The organism is Parabacteroides sp. AF14-59 (genome assembly GCF_003479515.1).
Classification (GTDB): domain Bacteria; phylum Bacteroidota; class Bacteroidia; order Bacteroidales; family Tannerellaceae; genus Parabacteroides; species Parabacteroides faecis.
Genome location: NZ_QUHH01000006.1, coordinates 144,605 through 168,251 on the forward strand (window position 1 = coordinate 144,605; position 23,647 = coordinate 168,251).

The 23,647-nt window shown below is 44.8% G+C and carries 16 protein-coding genes; 5 read left to right on the top strand and 11 right to left on the bottom strand.

Features of this window, described 5'->3' with window-relative positions:
- Positions 1–3: 3 nt before the first annotated feature.
- Positions 4–522, bottom strand: a complete 519-nt coding sequence (locus DWW23_RS09110; RefSeq protein ID WP_122352973.1) for an HdeD family acid-resistance protein — start codon at positions 520–522, stop codon at positions 4–6.
- Positions 523–1,326: 804 nt separating this feature from the next.
- On the opposite strand from DWW23_RS09110, the gene DWW23_RS09115 reads away from it, so the two are divergent.
- The gene (locus tag DWW23_RS09115; protein ID WP_122352974.1) at positions 1,327–2,337 is read left to right on the top strand and encodes an AI-2E family transporter; all 1,011 of its coding nucleotides are present in this window, start codon (positions 1,327–1,329) and stop codon (positions 2,335–2,337) included.
- 113 nt (positions 2,338–2,450) lie between these two features.
- Here the strand turns inward: DWW23_RS09115 and DWW23_RS09120 are convergent, their stop codons facing one another.
- Positions 2,451–4,790: a beta-galactosidase gene (locus tag DWW23_RS09120; RefSeq protein ID WP_122353107.1), complete on the bottom strand. Its 2,340-nt coding sequence runs from the start codon at positions 4,788–4,790 to the stop codon at positions 2,451–2,453.
- A 156-nt stretch (positions 4,791–4,946) separates the two neighbouring features.
- Here DWW23_RS09120 and DWW23_RS09125 point away from each other — a divergent pair, with 156 nt between their 5' ends.
- Positions 4,947–6,992: a M13 family metallopeptidase gene (locus DWW23_RS09125; protein ID WP_122352975.1), complete on the top strand. Its 2,046-nt coding sequence runs from the start codon at positions 4,947–4,949 to the stop codon at positions 6,990–6,992.
- Positions 6,993–7,067: 75 nt separating this feature from the next.
- On the opposite strand, the gene DWW23_RS09130 is transcribed toward DWW23_RS09125, so the two are convergent.
- The 6 genes from DWW23_RS09130 to DWW23_RS09155 all read right to left on the bottom strand — a co-directional run bounded on the left by DWW23_RS09130 (position 7,068) and on the right by DWW23_RS09155 (position 11,314).
- The gene (locus DWW23_RS09130) at positions 7,068–8,363 is read right to left on the bottom strand and encodes an NCS2 family permease (protein ID WP_122352976.1); all 1,296 of its coding nucleotides are present in this window, start codon (positions 8,361–8,363) and stop codon (positions 7,068–7,070) included.
- A gap of 10 nt (positions 8,364–8,373) precedes the next feature.
- Positions 8,374–9,075, bottom strand: coding sequence for a DUF5020 family protein (locus DWW23_RS09135; RefSeq protein ID WP_122352977.1), 702 nt, complete (start codon positions 9,073–9,075; stop codon positions 8,374–8,376).
- Positions 9,076–9,157: 82 nt separating this feature from the next.
- On the bottom strand, positions 9,158–10,105 hold the full coding sequence (locus tag DWW23_RS09140) for a calcium/sodium antiporter (protein ID WP_122352978.1): 948 nt from the start codon (positions 10,103–10,105) through the stop codon (positions 9,158–9,160).
- Between the two features lie 200 nt (positions 10,106–10,305).
- Entirely contained in the window at positions 10,306–10,512 is a 207-nt protein-coding gene (locus DWW23_RS09145; RefSeq protein ID WP_122352979.1) for a hypothetical protein, read from the bottom strand.
- A gap of 39 nt (positions 10,513–10,551) precedes the next feature.
- Positions 10,552–10,764, bottom strand: coding sequence for a hypothetical protein (locus DWW23_RS09150; protein ID WP_122352980.1), 213 nt, complete (start codon positions 10,762–10,764; stop codon positions 10,552–10,554).
- Positions 10,765–10,915: 151 nt separating this feature from the next.
- The gene (locus DWW23_RS09155) at positions 10,916–11,314 is read right to left on the bottom strand and encodes a hypothetical protein (protein ID WP_122352981.1); all 399 of its coding nucleotides are present in this window, start codon (positions 11,312–11,314) and stop codon (positions 10,916–10,918) included.
- Between the two features lie 87 nt (positions 11,315–11,401).
- Between DWW23_RS09155 and DWW23_RS09160 the strand changes: the two genes are divergently transcribed.
- A complete protein-coding gene (locus DWW23_RS09160; protein WP_122352982.1) occupies positions 11,402–12,298 on the top strand; it encodes a 1,4-dihydroxy-2-naphthoate polyprenyltransferase in 897 nt (298 codons plus the stop codon).
- Positions 12,299–12,301: 3 nt separating this feature from the next.
- On the opposite strand, the gene DWW23_RS09165 is transcribed toward DWW23_RS09160, so the two are convergent.
- Entirely contained in the window at positions 12,302–13,972 is a 1,671-nt protein-coding gene (locus DWW23_RS09165; protein WP_122352983.1) for a putative transporter, read from the bottom strand.
- A 231-nt stretch (positions 13,973–14,203) separates the two neighbouring features.
- Here DWW23_RS09165 and DWW23_RS09170 point away from each other — a divergent pair, with 231 nt between their 5' ends.
- Together DWW23_RS09170 and DWW23_RS09175 are read left to right on the top strand one after the other, a co-directional pair.
- Positions 14,204–15,454 (top strand): exonuclease SbcCD subunit D, encoded by a 1,251-nt coding sequence (locus DWW23_RS09170; protein ID WP_122352984.1) that lies wholly within the window; start codon positions 14,204–14,206, stop codon positions 15,452–15,454.
- Positions 15,451–18,423 carry an AAA family ATPase gene (locus DWW23_RS09175; protein ID WP_122352985.1) on the top strand — a complete coding sequence of 991 codons (2,973 nt, stop codon included), beginning with the start codon at positions 15,451–15,453 and terminating at the stop codon, positions 18,421–18,423. Before DWW23_RS09170 ends, DWW23_RS09175 begins: the two co-directional genes overlap by 4 nt.
- A 77-nt stretch (positions 18,424–18,500) precedes the next feature.
- Here the strand turns inward: DWW23_RS09175 and DWW23_RS09180 are convergent, their stop codons facing one another.
- Both DWW23_RS09180 and DWW23_RS09185 read right to left on the bottom strand, forming a co-directional pair.
- Positions 18,501–19,718, bottom strand: a complete 1,218-nt coding sequence (locus DWW23_RS09180) for a DUF4925 domain-containing protein (RefSeq protein WP_122352986.1) — start codon at positions 19,716–19,718, stop codon at positions 18,501–18,503.
- Between the two features lie 500 nt (positions 19,719–20,218).
- On the bottom strand, positions 20,219–23,545 hold the full coding sequence (locus tag DWW23_RS09185; RefSeq protein WP_187576733.1) for an SUMF1/EgtB/PvdO family nonheme iron enzyme: 3,327 nt from the start codon (positions 23,543–23,545) through the stop codon (positions 20,219–20,221).
- Positions 23,546–23,647 lie beyond the last annotated feature (102 nt).

Below are 23,647 nucleotides of genomic sequence, written 5' to 3' on the forward strand. Positions count from 1 at the left end.
CTTCTATCTTTGGCGGAATTTGTACCAGTTGATTAATTCTATGACTCCATAGAAGATACTGGCTACGCCAAAGATAACGAAAGTGTTAGCCGCAGCTCCGAACGGATAGGCGATGATCATGATACCTGTCAATAAGATCAATGCCGGCATGATATAGAAGCCTAACGGTACTATACTCCATTTGCGGGCGGATACCAGCATGGCTATTTGCTGAATTCCGGCAATGACCAGTAATGCTCCCAGAATATACATTAATATATTGACAAAAAATTCCGGCATAACCACGAGCCATGCCCCGAATAAAATACTTCCGGCTCCGTCGATGGGGAACATAGGAGAGGGTTCACCCTCCACTTTTTCCCTTGTGAAGTAGTTCAGTAGAGAAAATATTCCCGGTATAATAAAACAGATACCGATCGCAATAACCAGATAGGTAATAGCTGCTTCCGGCCATAAAACCAATACAAACCCCAGAATCATAGCAAATGCGCTTCGCAGGACTGAGTTGTTAATTCTTTTCATATGAGTATATTTTAATAGTTCTTTATATATAACAACGAAGATACACTAATTTCTTTTATACTTGTGGAAAATTTGGATGGTTTTTATTGCTGGTGGTTTGTTATGTATTGTTTCATACATCAAGAATGATGTTTGGGTTAGTGGTTACGAATGGATATATAATATCGCTTATTTGTGTCAAATGGATTTTATATTCTCAAAATCACTTACGTGTATATTGTTCGGAATAACAGTTTTAGAGAAGTTGTTAATACATTATTTAACATATGCCTTTCTGATTCCCGATTTTTTCGTCCAATTGAATTTAGTTTAAATAAAAATCCATCTCGTTTTAAACGAATTTTTTTTCATTTTAAATGAAATGGGGGCTCGATTAAGCAGAAAAAAGTGTTAAATATGCTTTATTCCTGATGGTTTTGTCTATTTTATTGTCTCTTATTTTATGTTTTTTGGCATGTTTTTTCTACAGAAGATGTCCTGGAGTTGACTGAAATAATCTTTTGTGTATCTTGTGAAAAGTGATATTTAAGAATAAATAGCTGTCATATATTGAATGTCTCTATTAAAAAGAAGTCTTTATTCTTCTAGGGTGATTCAATTTGATAAAATCCAATATCTGGAGAATCGTATAAAATTGCCTGTGCATGTTCCCGGGTCTTATATTCAAGTAATGAAATACTTAAATTGTCATTTTGATATTTTGTTATGATAACCTTAACAACTCCGGTAAATAATTTGTTTTATATAAAATGACCGGAAGTTATGAATTTAAATAGGATGTCGAATATTATATTGTAAACAAATATGAGCTTGAAAGAATCGTACTGGAAATATTCCCTGATTACTATTATCGTGGTGATGGGAATCATACTTTTTATTGAATTTACTCCGTTCCTGGGAGGTATATTAGGGGCATTCACCATCTATATTTTATTGAGAAAACAATTGCAATACCTGACGGAAAAGAAACGTCTGAATCGTAGCCTGGTAGCTATCCTGTTATTGCTGGAGACTATTTTATGCTTTCTTATTCCGTTATCCCTGGCTGTCTGGCTATTTGTCAATAAGTTACAGAATATAAACCTGAATCCTTCCGAACTGGTCAGTTCTTTTGAACATATCGCTGATCTGATCCGGCAGAAAACAGGTTATGACTTGCTGGAAAAGGATAATATAGCATCCATCGTATCGGTGTTGCCTAAAATCGGCCAGGCTTTGATGGGAGGGATCAGCGGCTTTGCCGTGAACATTGCTGTTCTTGTCCTTATTCTTTACTTTATGCTGATCGGAGGAAGTAAGATGGAGACATATATTTATGATATCCTTCCTTTCAGTAAAGAAAATAAACGCGAAGTATTGAAAGAGATCAACATGATCGTAACTTCCAATGCGATCGGTATTCCTTTGCTGGCTATTATTCAAGGTGCTATTGCGATGGTCGGGTATTGGATATTTAATGCACCGAGTCCGTTCCTGTTCGGTTTTCTAACCTGTTTTGCGACTATTATACCGGTGGTTGGAACGGCTTTGGTCTGGTTGCCGCTTGTCGTTTATATGGCTTTGACCGGAGACTGGGTGAATAGTCTGGGATTGGTAGCCTATGCGTTGATCGTTATAACGAATGTAGACAATCTGATACGTTTCGTCCTTCAGAAGAAAATGGCGGATACTCATCCGTTGATTACCATTTTCGGCGTAATAATCGGACTGTCTTTGTTTGGTTTTATGGGGATTATATTCGGACCGCTCCTGATCTCTGTCTTTATACTTTGCTTCAGCATGTTTAAGAAAGAATACTTGGACAAAGATAGTTGACAGTTGACAAGTGACAGTTGACAGTTATTTCGGCTTTCAGCCGATTTATAGAGCGCGAAGCTAAACTGTCACTTGTCAACTGTCATCTGTCAACTGAAAAACAACGAGCCGTTTTAATAACTGAACGGGGTCATTTTCGCGTACGCTTTATAATCTTTGATCATTCCGGGATAACCCTCTTCTGCACGGGGTAGGTAACGGAATCCGGATATTGTTACGTTTTCACGCAGATCGATAACCACTTGGTGAGGATATTTTGCTCCTCTGGCTGTGCTCCAGTAAGTTGACTCTTGTAAATCGAATATCTTATCTGCTGTAAAATTTCCGCCGGATGTCTCTTCGCTATCCGCATAAGCAATTTTCCAATGCTGGCGGGAGAGCGGTTTACCGTTTTCATCCAGCAAATAAAATTCGGCAAGAGCGGCATTATCTTTTCCGTCTTGTGCGTTCATTGCTTCCAGGCAGAAGTGACGTGCCTGAACAGGTGCATCGAATTTTACTTCCTGCCAGCCGTTACCGGCTTTTAAAGATCCTTGTCCGACAGGTTTTTCGTTTTTCAGGTTCAGAACTTCTCCTTCTTTACGGTTGGTAAGTGGCGATTCCGGGCGTAACATATCGAGAATCGGAGTTTTCAAACCTTTAATAGTCGCTTTTTCAGGTCCTTTCAGGTCGAGGACGATAATTTCATTTTTCCCCTTTTTAAGCCAGCATCCCGGCATGAATAAAGTTTGCTGGGGACCTATTTTCCAAAAACGTCCCATGGCCTTTCCGTTAACCCATACCATTCCTTTTCCCCATGTCTGCATGTCCAGGAATACGTCGCCGGGAGATTCGATATTGAAAGTGGCACGGTAATAAGCAGGACCGTCTACCTTTGTTCCGGGTACATATTTTTTATTTTCTGCAAATGAATAATCCACAGGCAAATTGTAAATCTGCCAATCTTTTAATTCATCCGTAGAAGACTCGGTGATAAGTGCCACTTTGTTTGTGATACCTTTCCGGTCATGGATCGCTTTGTCGAAATTAACACGTCCCATTGCTTCGATAAGGATGTCCAATTGAGCTCCGGCAGTGGTAGCCGGTAATTTGATCGTGAATTCTCCGCGACGGCGGTCCAGACGACCGATCAATTTGCCGTTTATGAAAACCTGTGCCCAGTCGTGTACCTCGTCTATCAATAAGGTCGTGCCTGCTTTGACGGCCGGTAAGGTCGTACGGTACAGGATGCTGCCCCAACCTTGGTCGAATTGTTCCATCGGTTTGATGTCGTGGCTGGTTTTGGGTTCCGGTAAATTATCAAAAACTAAAGCCGTTTCTTTTAGTTCGAATTCCGGGATTTCAATAACCGGGAATGCTTCCGGAATATCGGACTGTACTTTTCCCGGTTCCATATAATTTGCCATAAATTCGCGTAACTTGTAATATTTGGGAGTGGCCCAGCCGGCCTCACTGATCGGAGCATCGTAATCATACGAGCTGCACATGGCCGAGTAGGCAGGGCTGTTCGCACCTCCCCAATGTCCGAATGTCGTACCTCCGTGCGTCATATATAAGGAAAAAGAGATATTGCGGTCCAGCATATCTTTCAGACCGGCGATCATTGTTTCCGCATCGCGTGTCTCATGTTTTCTTCCCCAGTGGTCGAACCAGCCGCTCCAGAATTCACTGCACATTAACGGTGTGTTCGGGCGGACTTCCTTCAGTTTTTTGAATTGTTCCTCGATATTGGCTCCTGTGCCGAAGTTGACGGTCCAGACCAGATCGTCGAGTGCATTGTTCAGGAAGTTGGAACTCCAGTCACATTGGAATAGTGGCACATCTGTGAACCCGGCCTCACGCAGAATATCGCGGTTCTTGGCTATATAAGACTTATCCGTTGCGTATGAGCCGTATTCGTTCTCGACCTGTACCATAATAATATTACCGCCTCGTGTGATCTGCATATCGGCCAGTTGTTTTCCGATCTCATTCATATAGATACGTGTACGTTCGATAAAATAAGGATCGTTGGTACGCAGTTGTATGTCTTCTTTTTTAAGTAACCACCAGGGCAGTCCCCCCATTTCCCATTCAGAACAAACGTACGGGCCGGGACGGAGCATGATATACATACCCTGTTTCTGTGCCAGGCGGCAGAATGCCGCAATATCGTTTTGTCCGCTGAAATCAAACTCTCCGGGTTTCTGTTCATGGATATTCCAGAAAGCATAAATACAGATGGTGTTCATGCCCAGAGCTTTGCACATCTGTATGCGATGTTCCCAATATTCTACGGGGATTCGGGTGTAATGAATTTCGGCAGCCTTTATAACGAACGGCTTTCCATCCAGCAGGAATGTTTTGTCTCCGATTTCAAAGGAGCTGTTACCACCGGATTGGTTTTTGCATCCGGACAGTACGCAAATTAACATGAACATTAGAAATGTTACGGTCTTCATAAGGTGATTCATGATAAAAATTAAGTTTATAAATATTTTCCGATGGTAAAAGTAGGTAAAAAAAGAAAGATCAGAGGTATAATAATCGGTCATATTAGGCTAAAATCGGTTCTATTTATCTGAATTTATGTACCTTTGCGGCATAATTCAAGTAAACGTTGAACAAAAATGAAGAAGTTAATAGTAATTCCGTTGGTTGCTGCCGGTATGATGGCAATGACGGGGTGCAGTAAATCACCTGTGAAGGAAACTGCAAAAGTGGACGCTATCAATCTGGCAAATCTGGACACAACAGTAGCTCCCGGTACTGATTTTTATGAGTATGCCTGTGGAGGATGGATAAAGAACAATCCTCTTAAACCGGAGTATTCACGCTTTGGAACATTCGACCAGCTGAATGAAAATAATCAGGAACAATTACGTACTCTTATCAATGAATTAGGAACAACTCCGCAGGAAGCCGGAAGTGTTGCCCAGAAAATCGGTATGTTGTATGCAATGGGTCTTGACAGTATCAAGTTGAATAAGGACGGAATGGCCCCTGTCAAAGAACAGCTGGAAGCTATCCAACGCCTGGGAACAAAAGCGGATGTTGCTAAAATGGTCGCAGTTCTGCATAAAGAGGGAATGGCTCCTTTCTTTGCTTTGTTTGTCGATGCCGATGAAAAGAACAGTTCGATGAATATCGTTCAAATGTATCAAGCCGGTTTAGGCATGGGCGACCGCGATTATTACCTGCTTGACGATGAGGCAACGGTGAAGGTCCGTGATGCTTATAAGCAATTCATCAAACAACTGTTTACTTTGACCGGAGCATCTCCGGAACAGGCAGATGCAGCAGTAAATGCTGTGATGAAAATAGAAACCGGCATTGCTGAAATTTCTTTTAGCCGTGAGGATCTCCGCGATACACAGAAGAATTATAATAAGATCAAACTGGAAGAATTTAAAGCCAGGAACAATCCTTTGGACTGGGATGTCTATTTCGAGAGCATGGGTTTGATGGAAATAGAATATCTGGATGCCAAACAACTTCCGTTCTATGACGCATTGGGTGAATTTATGAAAAATGTATCCATCGACGAACAGAAATATTATCTGGCATTTAACTTGCTGAATGCGGGAGCAGCCTACCTGAGCGATGATTTTGTATCTGCCGAATTTGATTTTTATGGAAAAATAATGTCTGGAAAACAGGAGCAGAAGCCTCGTTGGAAACGCTCTTTGTCAACAGTGAATGATGCTTTGGGTGAGGCTGTAGGCCAAATGTATGTTACTAAATACTTCCCGGCTTCTTCCAAGGAGAAGATGTTGGAATTGGTAGGTAATTTACAGAAAGCTTTGTCGGAACGTATTGCCGGTCTTGAATGGATGAGCGATGAGACGAAGGTGAAAGCACAGGAAAAACTGTCTGCTTTTGTCGTAAAGATCGGTTATCCGGATAAATGGCGTGATTATACGGCTCTGGAGATCAAAGACGATTCTTACTGGGCAAATGTATGCCGTTCAAATATCTTTGAAATGGATTATATGTTGCAACAGGCTGGAAAGCCGGTCGACAAAGCTCGCTGGGGAATGACTCCGCAGACAGTGAATGCTTATTATAATCCGACAACAAATGAAATCTGTTTCCCTGCCGCTATCCTGCAACCTCCTTTCTTCAATCCGGAAGCCGACGATGCTGTCAATTATGGAGCTATCGGTGTGGTGATCGGTCATGAAATGACACATGGATTTGACGACCAGGGACGTAACTACGATAAAGACGGTAACCTGACCGACTGGTGGACTCCGGAAGATGCTGTACGGTTTACAGAACGTGCCGACCGTTTGGTACAACAATACGACAATATCATCGTCGTAGACAGTGTTCATGCCAATGGACGTTATACTTTGGGCGAAAACATCGCCGATCAGGGTGGTCTGCTAGTTTCGCATCTGGCTTATCTGAATTCATTGAAAGGAAAAGAAACTCCGGCTCCGATCGACGGGTTTACAAACGAACAACGTTTCTATCTGGGATATGCAACCCTCTGGGGGCAGAATATCCGTCCGGAAGAGATTCTGCGCCTGACTAAGATCGACCCGCATTCTTTGGGGAAATGGCGTGTAAATGCAGCTTTACGTAATATCGATACTTTCTATTCTGCATTCGATATTAAAGAAGGCGATCCGATGTATATGATGCCGGCTGAACGGGTAGTGATCTGGTAACACTGATATATAAAAGTAGAAAAGGGGATGATCTTACGCAGATTATCCCCTTTTTTATATCTGGAAAATATTCTCTTATGCAAAGATGAATTTCAATAAGAACAGGACAGCCAGTATATACATCGTAATACTGATATCCTTGTGCTTACCGCAGAATAATTTTATCAGCACGTAGCAAAGCAATCCTAACACCATTCCGTCGGCGATGGAGTAGGTAAGAACCATCATTATAATGGTAATGAAAGCCGGAAGCGCTTCCGACATATCTTCCATATCTATCTTGGAGATCGAATCCATCATGAAGACGCCGACAAGGACTAAAGCCCCGCTTGTTGCCGCACTGGGAATAAGCAGGAACAACGGTGCAAAAAACAACGCCAGGATAAACAGTAAACCTGTTACCAGGGATGTGAAACCGGACCGGCCGCCTTCTGCGATCCCTGAGGCACTTTCCACATACGTTGTAATGGTGGAGCTACCCATCATCGCCCCGATAGTAGTACCTATCGCATCAGACATCATCGCCTCTTTCACATGCGGGATATGTCCGTCTTCTCCCATGATCCCGGTCTTGGAAGCCAAACCGACCAATGTCCCTACCGTATCGAATATATTCATGAACAATAGAGTAAAGATCACGACTGCCATATCCAACGTGAAGAACTCGGAAAAATCGAATTTGCAGAAGGTAGGCTCCATCGAATGAGGCATGGAAACAGGAAGGAACCCCTCCGGTATTTCCGTCACCCCGAGTGGTATGCCGATCAGGGTACAGATCAGGATACTGTAGAACAAGGCCCCTTTTACCTTCTTGACAATCAGTATGCCACTTAATAATATACCGACCATCGCCAGGACAGAAGATGGTGTAAAAGCCCCGAACATCACGAAGGTTGCCGGGTTTGACTCGATGATCCCTGCATTTTTCAATCCTATGAAAGCGATGAATATACCGATCCCCGATGATATAGCATAACGCAGATTCATGGGGATACTATTGAGTATAAGCTCCCGGATATTAAGAAAGGTAATAAGGATAAATATCACGCCCTCTACAAACATGGCTGTCATGGCTGTCTGCCAGGTATATCCCATCCCCTGAACCAAAGTGAATGCAAAAAAAGCGTTCAATGCCATGCTCGGAGCTTGTGCGAACGGTAGTTTTGCCATGAAAGCAAGGAGAAGCGTCGCTATGGCGGAGGCTAATGCCGTAGCTGTGAAAACCGCACCTTTATCCATGCCGGTTGTACCGAGGATAGACGGATTGACAGCCAGGATATAACTCATTGTAAGGAATGTAGTAATGCCGGCAATGACTTCCGTTCGGATTGTCATGGTCTGTTTATCAAACCCTAATAGTTTTTGTATCATACAACTTTATTTAATCGAATGTCCATTTTACAGCGAGTGTGGGAATGGTATAGAAGCCGTCCCGTCCTCCGAAATTATGACTTAACTCGACTTCGCTACCAACACTCAACTTAAATTTATCATCTATCCCTTTTATCTTGTTGAGGTTTACCCATATCTGAGGCTCAGACAGGAAGATGAAGTTTCCGTGATCGTTCTTTTCCCGCCACCAATCGGCAAAGCCGCTGAAAGTGCACAATCCGTTCTTCGCAAAATGAAGATACCAGGTTGTTGTCAACTGGAAGTTGTTGGGTGTTTTATGTTTCTGGATATATTTGTACATAGCAGTGAAGGTGATTCCCCTGCTGAAATCCTTGCTGTTATAAGTATAAGTCGCACCACCCAGATAGGCGTTATTATAGGAGGCTCCTTTCATCAAACCGCCATTATACTCTAAATGGACAGAGAAAGGCGGTTTCCAGAAACTCAGTTCGCGGGCAATCTCCCAGTAAGCTGAAGCTACTCCGCTGCTTTTATAATCCATATCCACGAAGAAGTAAGTACTTCCCCATTTATCCGGTTTGAACATTTCCACCGTGGAGGTCAATGCCGGACGTCCGTCCAGGTCTTTGTCATAGAGGGCTCCTCCAAAATCATAATGTAACTGAATGTTTTGTGCTTTCCCACAGAAAACAGCAAGTAATAAAATCGTCAGGGTAAAAAACTTTCTCATGCTGATCGTTTAAAATAATATGTATGAAAGTTACAAAGGTATAAAAAAAGCAAGACCTTCAAAGAGTCCTGCTTTTACATTATCAGATCAGATCCCTGAGCAACCAGGCCAGGTAACATAAATACATTACTATCAGTGCCCATCCTTCGGTTCGGGATATTTTTTGTCCGCTTTTTGCCAGTGGAAGCAGAAGTAGGGATAATCCCAGCATGACCAGCAAATCGACATAATTCACGTTTTTCGCTACAATGGGATTGACTACCGAACTGGTACCTGCGATCGCCAGGATATTGAATAAGTTGGAACCTACGATATTTCCGATCGCAATATCCGGGTTCTTCTTGAGTGCCGAGACGACCGATGTGGCCAGTTCCGGCAAGCTTGTGCCCGCAGCGACAATTGTCAGTCCGATCACAGCTTCGCTGACACCTAACTCCTGAGCGATTGAAACGGCATTATCGACGAGTAGGTTGGAAGCAAATATCAGGATAACCAATCCGCCTCCAATATACAGGACGTCTTTATACCAGGGTTCAGGTTGTTTTTCCAGTTCTCCGGTTTGTTCCTCTATTTTCTTTTCGTGTTTTCGTGAGTAATACAGGCTGAATACTGTATAGATAATGATACCGGCTAAAAACAGGCAACCTTCCAGTCTGTTGAGAGTCCCGTTCCAAAAGAGGAGGGTGAAAACAACAGTTGCAACGATCAGGATGGGAATGTCCAGACGTGTGAGTTGGCGTTTGGCTTGTAAGGGATGGATGGCGGCGGAAATACCGAGAATGACGGCTATATTGAAAATGTTGGAACCGATAATATTTCCGACAGCTATATCTCCCTGTCCGGACAAGGAGGCATTCAGACTGACTACCAATTCCGGAGCACTGGTCCCGAATGCAACGATCGTAAGTCCGATCACCAGATTGGATATTCTGGCTTTCAGCGCTAATTCCGTACTCCCTTTTACCAACCAGCCTGCTCCGATATAGAGAGCAAACAATGAAAGAATTAATAATGTAACGCTTGTTATCATGGCTGCAAATTTACGAATCTTTTATTACAATGTCCGGCTTCCTGTTGCCCAATAATCAATGATTATCGTAACCAAGTAAACAGCAAGTTATTTTTTAGGCAGAAAAACGTACCTTGGATAACCCCGGAATCACTTCGGAGTAACAGCAGGAAGCAACTAGACATTTAGTTAGGGTTGTTAGGAATATTCGTATTAGTGATTTAATATTCGTATTCTTCCTTTGGCTCTTTGGCAGCCTGTCTCAATTGTATGCCACGAAGTATGACCATACCGACTGTCAGTAGCCCTAATGCTCCCATTGTTACATCTTTCGCAATTATATTTTCAAAATCGGTTGTACCGATCAAAACCAATATGATAAACGATACCATCATGACAGCGTCTACCAAATCTTTATTTATCTTCATTTTATAAACTTTTTAAAGGTTACTTTTGTTCAACTATCTTCACTTTTTTTCTTCAATGGCAGCTTCTTCAGTAGAACCAGAGTTGCTCAGACCCTTCATTATACCGAATAAACCATACCCTAAAGCAAACATTACTACTAATAACTTCAGATAGTCATTAGGAATGATGGAACTACAAGCTAATACGCAACCGATGATTGTGATAATAACTGACAGATAAATACGGCTTTTATTTGATTTTTTAGTAGACATAATGTTTTAATTTTTAAATGAATAAATACTATTTATGATTTGTACATCCTGAAATGAACGGGTGTACGATGATTTTACGGATCAATGGGTCCGTAAAATGACACGTATAGTGATAGTCACTACACATAAGTACGTAATTATCCTTTAAAAATTAAATAATGAGTTTCCGTAAGGCGAACACATGTTGTGCCATACGGCAAAATAGGGTAGACAGATTTACGGTTTGACATTCCGATACATTTTCCAACACTTTTCGTTGTGCATTCATTTCTTTCAGGCGAATATCCTGAAGCACTTTCTCTGCTATTTTCAGCGTGCGTAAATGAAATGTATTATTTGTCAACTGAACGGTTCTGCGTGCAGTCAGACCTTTGCTTTCTTTGAGGTCTGTGCTCAATACAGTAAGATAGTATTGTACATCGGCAGAACTTTTTTCTTTCATGACTGCTTCTTTTTTAGACACAGCAATATCGTTGCTTTCATTCTCCTCTTGTGGAGAGAAAAGCAAGATGCCGAAAAGCAGAGTCAGTATGAACAGAAAATTTTTCATGCTGCAAAGATATACGAATTCTTAATAAAATAACAAATCATTGTAGTTTTTGTTTATACTTTTGCCTGTTAATATGAACGAGAGAAGATGAAAGAGAAGAAGAGCCTTTTGAAATCATGGGTGGAAGCGGCACGTCCGAAAACACTGCCTGCATCGTTAAGTCCGGTGTTATTGGCTTGTGTTTTAGCCTGGTGTGAGGGAGTATTCCGGTTAGTACCGGCTTTTTTATGTTTTGGTGTTGCTTTGTTGGCACAGATTGCCAGTAATTTTGCAAACGATTACTTCGATTTTAAAAAGGGAGCGGATAAGGAAGATCGTCTGGGACCTGAACGTGCGGTTGCCCAGGGATGGATCACTCCGAAGGCGATGCTGAAGGCTACCTTTATAACATTGGGGTTGTCTTGCCTATGCGGCTGTATGCTTTTATTTTATGCCGGTTGGGAACTGATCCCTGTCGGGATTGCTATCGCTATTTGCGTGTTAGCCTATTCTGCCGGACCTTTTCCTTTGGCGTATAACGGGCTGGGAGATGTTTGTGTGGTCTTATTTTACGGGGTTATTCCGGTGTGCTTCACTTATTACGTGCAGGCATTGTCGTTCTCTTTGTTATCGTTCCTTTTATCATTATCGGTCGGATTACTATCCACAAATATTCTGATTGTGAATAATTACCGTGACTATGCACAGGATAAGGCAGCCCGGAAACGGACTACGATCGTCTTGTTTGGACGTGGCTTCGGTCGGATATTCTATCTGTTGAACGGGGCGGTCGCCCTTATACTCGCAATGCCGCTTTTGTTTGATGCCCCGTGGTGGATCTTGTTTCTGTTCGCTGCCTTTTTCGCCCTTTTCTATGCGACCTGGCGTGAACTCTACCGTTTTGAAGGGCGTGAGCTCAACAAAACATTGGGACATACGGCGCGGAATGTCTTCATCTTTACTCTTCTGCTATCGGTATTGTTGATCCGGACCTGTTTGGTATAAGCTTTACATAAATAGCATAATGATCAATTGAGCCGATATCACCCGGATGAACATGGAAAGGGGATAGACAGTCGCATAGGCCACCGAAGGCTCATCGCCTTCGACCGTTGTATTGGCATAGGTTAGTGCCATCGGATTTGCCATACTGCCGCAGAGCATTCCTACGTTATGGGCATAATCGAGTTTGAGGAACTGGGAAGCGATGAAACCGACTATCAGAACAGGTACGATTGTCAGCAGGAACCCCAGACCTACCCAAAGCAGCCCCTCTGCCCGGAATACCGTCTCAAAGAAGTGGGCACCCGAGTCTATACCCAATCCTGCCAGATAGATAACGATACCTAGCTGACGCAGCATCAGATTGGCACTCATCGTCGTATAGGTGGTCAGATGAAAACGCGGACCGAAGGCTCCCATCAGGATGCCGACAATGATCGGACCACCGGCAATACCCAGTTTGATCGGTGTATTCATACCCGGCAGCATAATTGGCAAAGAACCTAACAGGACTCCCAGCGAGATACCGATAAATACGGCTAACAGATTCGGATTATCCAGGCGTTTGATCTCATCACCGAGGATTTTACCGACATTGTTTATCGCATTTTTTTCTCCGACGATCGTCAGGCGGTCGCCTATCTGTAAATGAAGGGCAGAGTCTGCAACCAGGTCGATACCGGCACGGTTTACGCGGGTAATATTGATTCCATACAGGTTACGCAGGCGGAGTGATCCGAGTTTTACCCCGTTCACGCGGTTACGGGTGACGACGATACGGCGGGAAATCAGTTGCGAGTCGATTGCATTCCAGTCGATATCTTCCTTGTTCCAGTCGACGTTCTCCTGTTCCCCAAAAAGAACTTTGATCGTTTCTACGTCCGATTTATGGGAGATGATAAGCAAATGGTCGTCTTCACGAAGTATAGTGTCGGAAGTGGGAATACTGACTTTTCCGTTATGCCATACACGGGAGATAACAAAATGTTTCTCTGTCAGCTTCATGATATCCTTGATACTTTTATCGTAGATAGCAGGGTTGCTGATATGGAATTCTGTGATATTGGGTTTCGTGTTGTGTTTCTCCTTATCGTCCGGCAGGTTCTTGTTGGCGAACACTTTTCTTAACAGGATGATCGCCATTATAACGCCAACGACTCCTAACGGATAAGCCACGGCACAAGCCAGTGCCATGTCTGTCACTTCCTTGCTGTCTGCAGGGTTTACTTGTAACAGGGCTTGTTGTGCGGCTCCCAGTGCGGGTGTGTTGGTGACTGCTCCACAGAGTAATCCGACCATGTTGGGAAGCGAAACGCCTGTAGTCCAGTGCAGGACAAGTGTCAGTATCAATCCGAGCAGTACCACGCCCAGCCCCATCATGTTCATGGCGACACCGCCTTTTTTCAGAGACGAGAAAAAACCCGGACCGACCTGCAATCCGAGGGAATAGACAAACAAGATCAGACCGAAGCTCTGTGCAAAGTTCAGCATATCCTTATTGACTACAATCCCGAAATGTCCGGCCAAAATCCCGGCGAAGAAAACAAAGGTGATACCCAGTGAGATACCGAATATCTTCTGTCTTCCCAGAAATAACCCCACCGCCGAAACCAGTGAGATCACTATAACAGCCTGCAACATCGTCGGCTCAAAAAAAGCTTCCTGCAACCAATCCATACCAGTGTTATTTGTTGAAGCTACAAAGATAGGGCTTTTTAAGTTAGCTTTCGCTTATAATGAATCTTTTAAAACAGTAAGGGATTTTTCTGTTGTTCTATTTTATTAATAATCAATAAGCGATGCGATGTAATGAATTCTGTTTGCATATTCTGTGTCCGGCAGGCCGGATATATGTGAATTATCTTTTATCTTTGAATACTCATTTGATGAAAATAAGATAAACAAACGATGTCTTTAAAGATCATACATACTGCCGACTGGCATCTCGGGCAGACCTTTTTCGGTTACGACCGGGAGGAGGAACACGATGCTTTTCTGAACTGGCTGGTCGATATCTTGGCGCAGCATCAGACTGATGTACTGTTGATTGCCGGAGATGTATTCGATGTCGCTAATCCGTCTGCCGCGGCCCAGCGGCGTTTCTTTCATTTCCTGAAAGAGGCGAACCGGCGAAATCCGCACCTGCAAATTGTGGTTGTTGCCGGAAACCATGATTCGGCGGCCCGGTTAGAATCTCCTGTCCCTTTGCTGGAAGAGTTGAATACTTCTATCGCCGGAATTATCCGGCGCACGGAAACCGGAGAGATTGATTTTGACTCCCTGCTGATACCTTTGTATAATAAGGAAAAGAAGCGTGAAGCCTGGTGCCTGGCTGTCCCTTATCTCCGGCAGGGTGATTATCCGGCTTCGGAAGAAACACACGATACCTATATTGCCGGTATAAACCGTATGTACCGGCAACTGTATGATTATGCCGATGGAAAGCGGCAACCGGGCGAAGCCTTGGTCGCTATGGGGCACCTGCATGCAACCGGAGCCGAACTGTCGGAAGACGACCGGAGTGAACGTATCATTATGGGAGGGTTGGAGTCTGTATCTTCCGATACATTCGACGAGGGATTGGCTTATACTGCTCTCGGACATATTCATAAGGCACAGCGTATAGGTGGCCGGGAGAACCTGCGTTATTCCGGTAGTCCGTTACCGATGTCTTTTTCGGAGACAAATTATCGTCATCAGGTTGTTGCCGTTACAATCGATAACGGATGTTTGTCGACGGTCGAACCGGTGCCTGTGCCCTTGCTTGTCGACTTGCACCGGATTCCGGAACATCCCGCATCCCCGGAAGAAGTAATTGCCCGGCTGGCAGAATTGCCTGTTGCCGGAGAGGAAGATTCCGATAATCCGAGTCGTTGGCCATACGTCGAAGTACGGGTGTTACTGACCGAACCCGACCCGGGATTTCGTCATAGGGTAGAGGAGACGCTTGCCGGTAAGGCGGTTCGTCTGACTTCTATCGTTCCTTCTTACCCGAAACGGGAGGGGGAAGATACGGTCCGTCCGTTGTCTTACGGCGACCTGCAACGGATTGCCCCGCTGGATATGCTGAGACATGCTTTTACCAGTAAATATGGCGGGGAGTTGCCGGAGGATATCGAATCATTGTTCAACGATGTAATGCGGGAGGTCTCTCTATGAAAGTATTAGCGATAAGAGGCCGTAACCTGGCCTCGCTGGAAGGAGAATTTGAAGTCGATTTTACTGTCGAACCTTTGTTGTCTGCCGGGATCTTTGCTATCTCGGGACCGACGGGAGCTGGAAAATCTACCATATTGGATGCCATGTGCCTCGCTTTGTTTGCCCGTACGCCGCGTACGGATCAGGCAAAAGAGAACAATGTGAAACTACGGGATGTGAATGAGGAAGTACTTCCGCAAAGCGACCCCCGCTTTTTGTTGCGGAGAGGGACGGCTTCCGGTTATGCCGAAGTCGATTTCCTGGCGTTGAACGGACATCGTTACCGTTCGCGCTGGTCGGTTGGACGTGCCCGTGACAAAGAGAACGGACGTTTGCAAAGTCCCCGTGTTGCCTTATATAATATAGATCAGGAAAAGGAGGAGCAGGGGACCCGCTCGGAATTACAATCGCGTGTGGTTGAACTGATCGGTTTGACGTTTGAACAGTTTACCCGCTCTGTCCTGTTGGCACAGAATGATTTTTCTACTTTCCTGAAAGCGGAACAGGGGGAAAAGGCTTCATTGCTCGAAAAGTTGACTGGTACCGAACTTTATTCTTCGGTCTCCCGTCTGATCTTTGAAAAGAATGCTGTCGCCAAAGAGGCTTATGATAAGATACAAGCCCGTATCCAGGGCATCGAGTTGCTGACGGAAGAAGCGGAACAGGAGTTGCAAACACGCCTGACAGAATCAGAAGCAGCCTTGTCGGATTTGGAGAAGTCGAAAGCAGAACAACAGGCGTTACAGGAAGGGGTTAAAGCCACCGGGCAACAGATCGCTACCCGTCAGGTACAACAAAAGGAGGCTGCCGGTAAACTGCTCCGGGCAACGGAACTTCTGAATACTGCCCGTAAAGAATATGAACAAGGTATTCAGGATGAACAGCGTTCGGATGCTGACTTCAAAGCTTTGCTGCAGGAGTTGCAACAGGCTCGCAGGTTGGATGTCCGGTTAGATGAAGCTATCCGTTCCGTCAAAGATACGGAGACTCGTCTTCGGGATGCGCTTCAACGGAAAAAGGAAGGCGAGGATAAATTGAAAGCCGCCCGGACCAGACAGGAGCATAGCATGGCAGAGATCAACCGTTTGACCGACTGGCGGAAACGATATGAGCGTAAAGAGAGTATCGCGGAACAACTTTCTGCTTTATTACTGCATCTGGATACAGCTTCCGGCGCACGGCAAACCATTGAGAAATCGACAAAGACGATAGAGAGCATTAAACAAACGGCTTCTCGCCTGGTTGTCCAGTTGGAGACAGTTCAGAAGACAGCCGGAAATAAGCAGGTAGCTCTCCGGAAAACGGAGGAAGCTATCGGCAAACAGGAACAAGAACTGAAATCGCAGGATATGGAGACCCTCGATAAACAGATAGAGTCGGTTCGTGTGGAGCGCGAAAATCTGTTGGTCGAACAGGCACGGCAAACGGCCAGCGGCGATATCATGGAGTTGCGGAAAAAACTGCAGGAAGGTAGTCCCTGTCCGGTATGCGGAAGCCTGCATCATCCTGCTGTGACACATGCTGCCGTATCTGAAATGCCGAAGTTGATCGCTGCCTTGACTTTGCAACTTCAGCAGTTGACGGCTCGTAAAGCGGCTTATGGAGCAGGTGAAAAGCAGTTGAATCAATTACGTCAGCAGCTTTTGCAACTTCATAAGGAACTGACCGAGGCCGAACAATCCCGTACGGATATTCTGGGACGACAGAAACTGGCTGAAACCCAGATCACCCGCGAAGAGTCCATCTGTGCGGAGAGCAAGGAAACACTCAATAAATCCCTCTCTGCCGCAAACCGGCTTTTCGGGAATGATGAATGGCAGAAAGCATGGTTACAGGACCCGGATTCTTTCCGGGAAACATTAACGGCGTTTGCTCGCGGGTGGCATGAAAATACGGAGAAGTTACAGCAACTGCAACGGGAGCAAAGCGCTCAGAAAGCCGAGTGCGAATCGTATGCTTCTTTTCTTCCTTCATTGATCAGGGAGACGGAGGAGGCTACCTTACGGCATGAGAAAAACCGAACGGAGTTGTCCGCACTACAGGCGGAACGTTCAAAACTCTTGTCCGGTAAACCTGCCGATCAGGTTGAACAGGAGTATAACCTTCGTAAAGAAGAATTAAAAGAACGTTTGAAACGTCTGCAAACCGTCCAGACTGAACAATCGGGCATTGCCGATCAGTTGAAAGGTATTTCCGACCAGATCGCCCGTGATCTGGAAAAAGCATCGGAGGATTTGTTGCTTCGTCAGAAAGCGTTGTCCGACTGGTCCGAATCCTGGAATGAGAAACACGGAGGGGAGTCCCTGGATGCTTTATTGGCTCGTGTCACCCAAGATAAAAATGAGTATGCTTTCCGTCTCCGCTCCAATGCAGAGAACAAACAAAAAATAGCCAGTCAGCAAAAAGAACTGGAGGCATGCCGTGTACAGAGTGAACGTTGGGCGAAACTGAATGACCTGGCGGGTTCTGCGGATGGAGCCAAGTTCCGCCGTATTGCGCAGGGTTATACACTGGATGTCTTGCTTAATTATGCCAATGTCCAGTTACGTGACCTGAGCCGTCGGTATCGTTTGGAGAGGGTACCCGAAACGTTGGCCTTGCAGGTGATCGACCGTGATATGTGCGATGAAATACGTACGGTACATAGTTTGTCAGGCGGGGAGTCATTTCTGGTTTCGCTGGCGCTGGCATTGGGGTTATCTTCTTTATCTTCAAACCGGATGAAGGTAGAAAGTCTCTTTATCGATGAAGGTTTCGGATCTTTGGATGCCGATACGTTACGTATTGCTATGGATGCATTGGAAAGCCTGCGTACCCAGGGTCGTAAAATCGGAGTGATTTCACATGTGCAGGAAATGACGGAGCGTATTCCGGTACAGATCCGCGTGAATCGGGCAGGGAATGGGAGGAGTTATCTGGAAGTCGTATAGAAAGATTGAGGTAATAAAACAAAAGGATGTGGTATGCGCCACATCCTTTTGTTTTATTTAGATAAGAATAAGTTCTTTTACTGTAGATCAAGACCTAGATCGAACGTCTCCGTAGCATCCCAATTGCTGCTGATCGCAGTTAACAACATACCTGCCATAGCGGCTTCTGCCGGAATGACGCCTGCTGCACTCAGCATATTCCATAGGTTCTGCAAATCAGAAGATCCGCTACGCATTTTCATGATTGGGGTTAATGTTGCTTTATCGAGATAAATATAAGTATGACCATTCGCTGTTTTTACATTCATAGGAATCCCGTTAATAGTCCAATTCTGTAATAAAGCAATGGTTTCATCACTCACCGGAATCTCGCTAACACCAAGTAAACCAGCCAATATCTGTTTTAATTGAGCGGGTTCGCTTGTTAATACAGAGTTGATGATGGCAGACATGCCTTCTGCGTTGCTTCCCATTACTTGTCCGATGATGTTTCCTAGATCAAGCTTTGTATAGAATTTGCCATCTTTATGATACCAGTAGGCCAGGTGTTTAGGAGCTTCTTCCCAACCGGAAGTAGGGAAAAGTGCTTCTGCTATTTCTTTTTCAGGAGACTGGAAAATCCAGTTCGTTTCGAATTGAACCCCTTTCCCTTTTACATATTCGGCAGTGATTGTTCCGTCTGCACCTAAAGTAACAGAATTTAATACCTGTGGAAGTAATACGCCGAACAATCCTCTGAACATGGCTCCGTAGGAAGTACCGTAATCGGAGGAAGAAGTCACGCAGACATAGTTTACATAACCTGCACCGGATAGAACGGCACTAGGATTTGTATGTCCGTTATATTCAAGTTCTCCTGTGGTATAATCAGCCAGATTATACTTTTTTGCCCATCCATTCGGATCATTCATAACCACAGTCAGTTTCAACGTCATAACCTCATCTTTTACAGAGCCGGTATATTCGACGTTTGCATTGGTTGTAGTCGCTGTCCCGGAGAATTCGCCTTTGGTAACAGCTATATCAGAGATTGTCGTTTCGTTTTCACCCGGGATTACATTCTTTAGTAAAAGACTGCCGTTTGTTCCGTTTGTTGCTGAAAATTTCACTTCTTTTCCTGTCAGAGTCGTTTCACCGTATGAGAATGTCAGCTTTTCTCCGTTGTAATCGCCGACTACCTGTTCCCAGCTATTATCTACTTCTTCTTCTTTCTTCTCATCATCGTCATCGCTACATGCTGTAAATAAACAGATAGAACAAATCAGTGTAAGTAGATACAGTAATTTTTTGCTCATAATAAATTCGTTTAATTAATTATAAAATAAAGTTCATCAAAAACATGACAAATTAACAGCTTTCTTTATTATCTGGCAATGGCTATTTTGAAGAATGAGTGTTCCAAATTTAAGATTTAAGAAATAGTGCTTGTCCTGCGGTTTATTTCATATAGACCTTTCAGCTTTCAGCTGTTTTCAGAATGTTGATTTACAACCGTTTTGACCTGAAAGGAAACAATGCATATTCTGATGAAAATACTTAAGTATTTGTCTACAAAAACATAAGTATTTAGATCACAAAACATAAGTCTTTTGTAGTCAAAACATATATGTTTTACATTCAAAGCATATATGTTTCTCGCTGCCTGCCGGAAATGGTTCCGGTGCCTGTCGATGAATGTACGGATAGTTATCCGTTTGAAAAAAAACAGCCTTCAGATATCTGGCTTTGAATAACAATGCTTAACGATGTCCTGAAGGCTGAAGGGTACTTTGAATTATACTGTAGTGATGCGCTTTTAATCTTCTATGATAATACGGAATCCGACATTGAACGGACGTTGCCACGGATAGTAAGCTTTACGGATAGCCGAAGTGGAATACTTCGGACGTTCGCGCCACGAACCGCCGCGTACGACTTTCTGTTCTGCTTTCACTTTCTCTGCTTTTTCTTTAAGCGGATAGGGAACATAGTCGGAACGTGTCCATTCTGCTACATTTCCGTTCATATCATATACACCCCAGGGATTCGGTTTCATCGATGCCACATCTGCGGAGATCAGATGATGGTCGTTTACAGCCAGCTCTTTCGGTAGAAAATCCCAGAATTTACGCATTGGGTCATTCGGGCGCATCGGTTTGGGGTTTACACCGGTAACGGCAAGGTCGACGGTCGTACTGTCTGCCAGGTTTTCATAGGAACCGAAGTCCGCCTGACGGTCTCCAAACCAGAAATCGTTTGCTGATCCTGAACGGGCTGCCCATTCCCATTGTGTTTCGGTAGGGAGGGTGACGTTACATTGATTCTTTTCCCCCAGCTTTTTACAGAAATCGTTTGCTTCATCCCAGCTGATACGTATAACCGGTTGTTTGGGGAGATTGGCAGCATAACCGGGAGTTGTATGGTCTTTCCAGGTCTGACCAATGAAACGACTGTCGTGTTCGGGAAACAGTGCACCGAACTGTTCGTTCGTGATCTCCGTTGTACTCATCCAGAATCCTTTCCTGACTTGTGTCTTGAAAGCTGGGGAGGTTGACGGATCATTGTTATCACCCATAACAAATGTACCTGCAGGTATCCAGACCATGTCGAGGGTGATACCGGGAGCTACGGTCAGCTGGCGGTTTGCTTTGTTATCTGCCGTCTGCTTCTTTACAGCTTCTTCCCGGCTAAAAGGAAAACCTTTGACTTTGACTGTTTTTATTTTTTTTGCCTCTTTCAAAGAACCGGTTTCTGCGGATGTACTCGCACCGGTAGTTGCATCGACAACATTGTCTTCTTTGTTTTTTAACCAGGCAGCGTAATCTTTGATTTCCTGTTGCCAGTCAACCCGTACGCCACTGTATTTTTCTGCCAGTTCCATACGTCGCTCTACCTGGTTCTTTGGTGCTTCCTTCTTTAAGTCCAATTGAGTGAACGCACCGAAATAAGGAGCATTCAGGTCGATCCAGGTATATAACGTCTTCATATCTTGTTCCGGGATTTTTACACCATGATGGCCTGCCTGCAGGATACGGATGAGTTCGCTGTTATTCGCGTAATATTCATAAGGGCGGAGTACGTAAATATCCGATTCCGGTCCCTGGCGGTATACGTATGGATGGAGGTTCAGGTAACTCTGGTCATAAGGACGTTCTAGCTTGGTCAGGACACCTCGTTTGTAAGTGACCATCTGGTCTTTGCGGAAGTCCGGCTGAGCTATTGTACCGTTATGACAGGAAACGCAGTTACGATCTAACACCGGCTGCACTTCCAGGCGGAAAGTGAACGGCCGGATGCCTCCTTCGGGCATTTTCAACTGATGCGGAGTGATTGTCGAGGCGATCGTACGCTTGGGCATAGCGATTGTATTCTGGTCTTCATGACAGCCCGTACAGGATACGATTTCGCCGGGCATACCCGTCAGCCAGCTTCGCATCCATTGGATGGCAGCTCCGTTTTTGTCCAGCGGCTGGATAGAAACAGGCGTATTGGCCGGTATCTTGAACATGACGGAACCGTCCTCTTCGACCGGAACCGTGCCGAGGATACGTTTGATATCCCATCCGCTCTGGATACCTTGCGCATCGTGGTCGGACGGAGCGAGGATATAAGCATATTCGTAGGCAAAGATACGAAGCGATTTGATTGTTCCGCGGGGTACTCCCTGCGTTCCTTCCCCTTCATAAATGTCCTGAATGAATACGGTAGCCTCTTTTTCTCCCGGTTTGATCTTGGACGGGATGATAGGGGGCGTTTCCGTTTTCTTCAGAGGAATAGGGGCGGTGAGGCCTTCGCCTTCCTGTTCGGCTATCAGGGTCAGGTTATCGAATACGTCCACCAGATAGATTCCCCAAAGTGCATCGGGAGCCGGTTTACAAGCTACCAGGAAATATTTTTCATTCAACGGATAAGGCTTCATGAACTGGGGCCAAACGCCTTCTACGAGTTCATCCTTGATGATCGGGACGATGGGACGTTTGCTGAAAGGGAGTTCCTGTATCATTCCTTTTTCTTCTTTGCGGCTCTTGGCCGGATCGAAGATGATCAACCGCCCTGAACGTGAAGTCCCGTGATGGCCGGATATGATGCCGATAAAACGGCTGTTGTATTTGGAAAGCGGTTTCATATCGAACGTACTATTCGGAAAATAAGAACCACTTCCGTATAAGGCTTTATTTTCTGTACCGTCCGGATTCATGTGCATCACGATACGGGAGAAATAATGTGTCAGGTCGGTGTATTCCCAGCGGGTGTACATCAGGCGACCGTTCGGGATAACGATCGGTGCCCAGTTTCCGTCCTGGTCGAATGTCAGCCGGCGTATGTTTTTTGTTTCCGGATCATAAGAGATGAGGTTTGCGACAACATCATCTCCGTGTACACAGGGAACGCCGTTATAACCGATATTGCAGGTGGCTACGACTTTGCCGTCCGGCAGATAGTTGGCATCGCAGAATTCCAGGTCCGGTTCATCGACCGTTATCTTCTGGTGGAGTCCGCTTCCATCTGTGTTCATTTCGTAGATCTGCCATTTCCGGTTTTCGTCGAGAGAAGAAAAGAGCAGTCGGTCGGCATCCCAATGCAGCTGGATATCGGAAATAGGAACATCGGCGTTTGGTTTATAGAGTGTCTTGCTTTGAATTTCTCCGCGCAGATTGGAAAGACGGCAGATTTCAGCGTCATATCCTTTGCGTCTGTTGGAGAAGAGCGAGTTATAGTTGGCGGTAGATGTACCGAGTGACGGTCCCATTGCTTTGCGTGCTTTATCGCCCAGATGATAACGGGCTATCAATAGGTTGTCGACATCCAGAAGGGGATTAGCCAGTATGATTTCCCGTTTGAGAGCGAGTAGTTTTTCTGCCTCGGCAATGGTCTGCCGGGTGGTATCCCGCGCCAGATCCTGTTGCACGATGGGGAGCAGTGTATCCAATTCCTTCAGCTTCAGGAAGAGGGCGGGAGCTTGGTCGCCCAGTGCTGGTTTCATATCGTCCAGGTAGGCACGGATTGCTTCCGGGTTGACCCAATCAATCTGTTGTTGCAAACGATGTATCTGCAAAAAGCGAAAGGAATCTGTCTCATTCGTAGTCTTACCGGCTAAAGGGGAAGCGATGAGAAGGGAAAGTAAAAAAGCTTTGTATCTCATGTTCATGATATTATTTTAATTTACAGAAACAAATGTATGAGATATTTGTATGTGGAAATGTATAAAATCGTATCAAAAGCGAGTATTATTATCTCATAACAG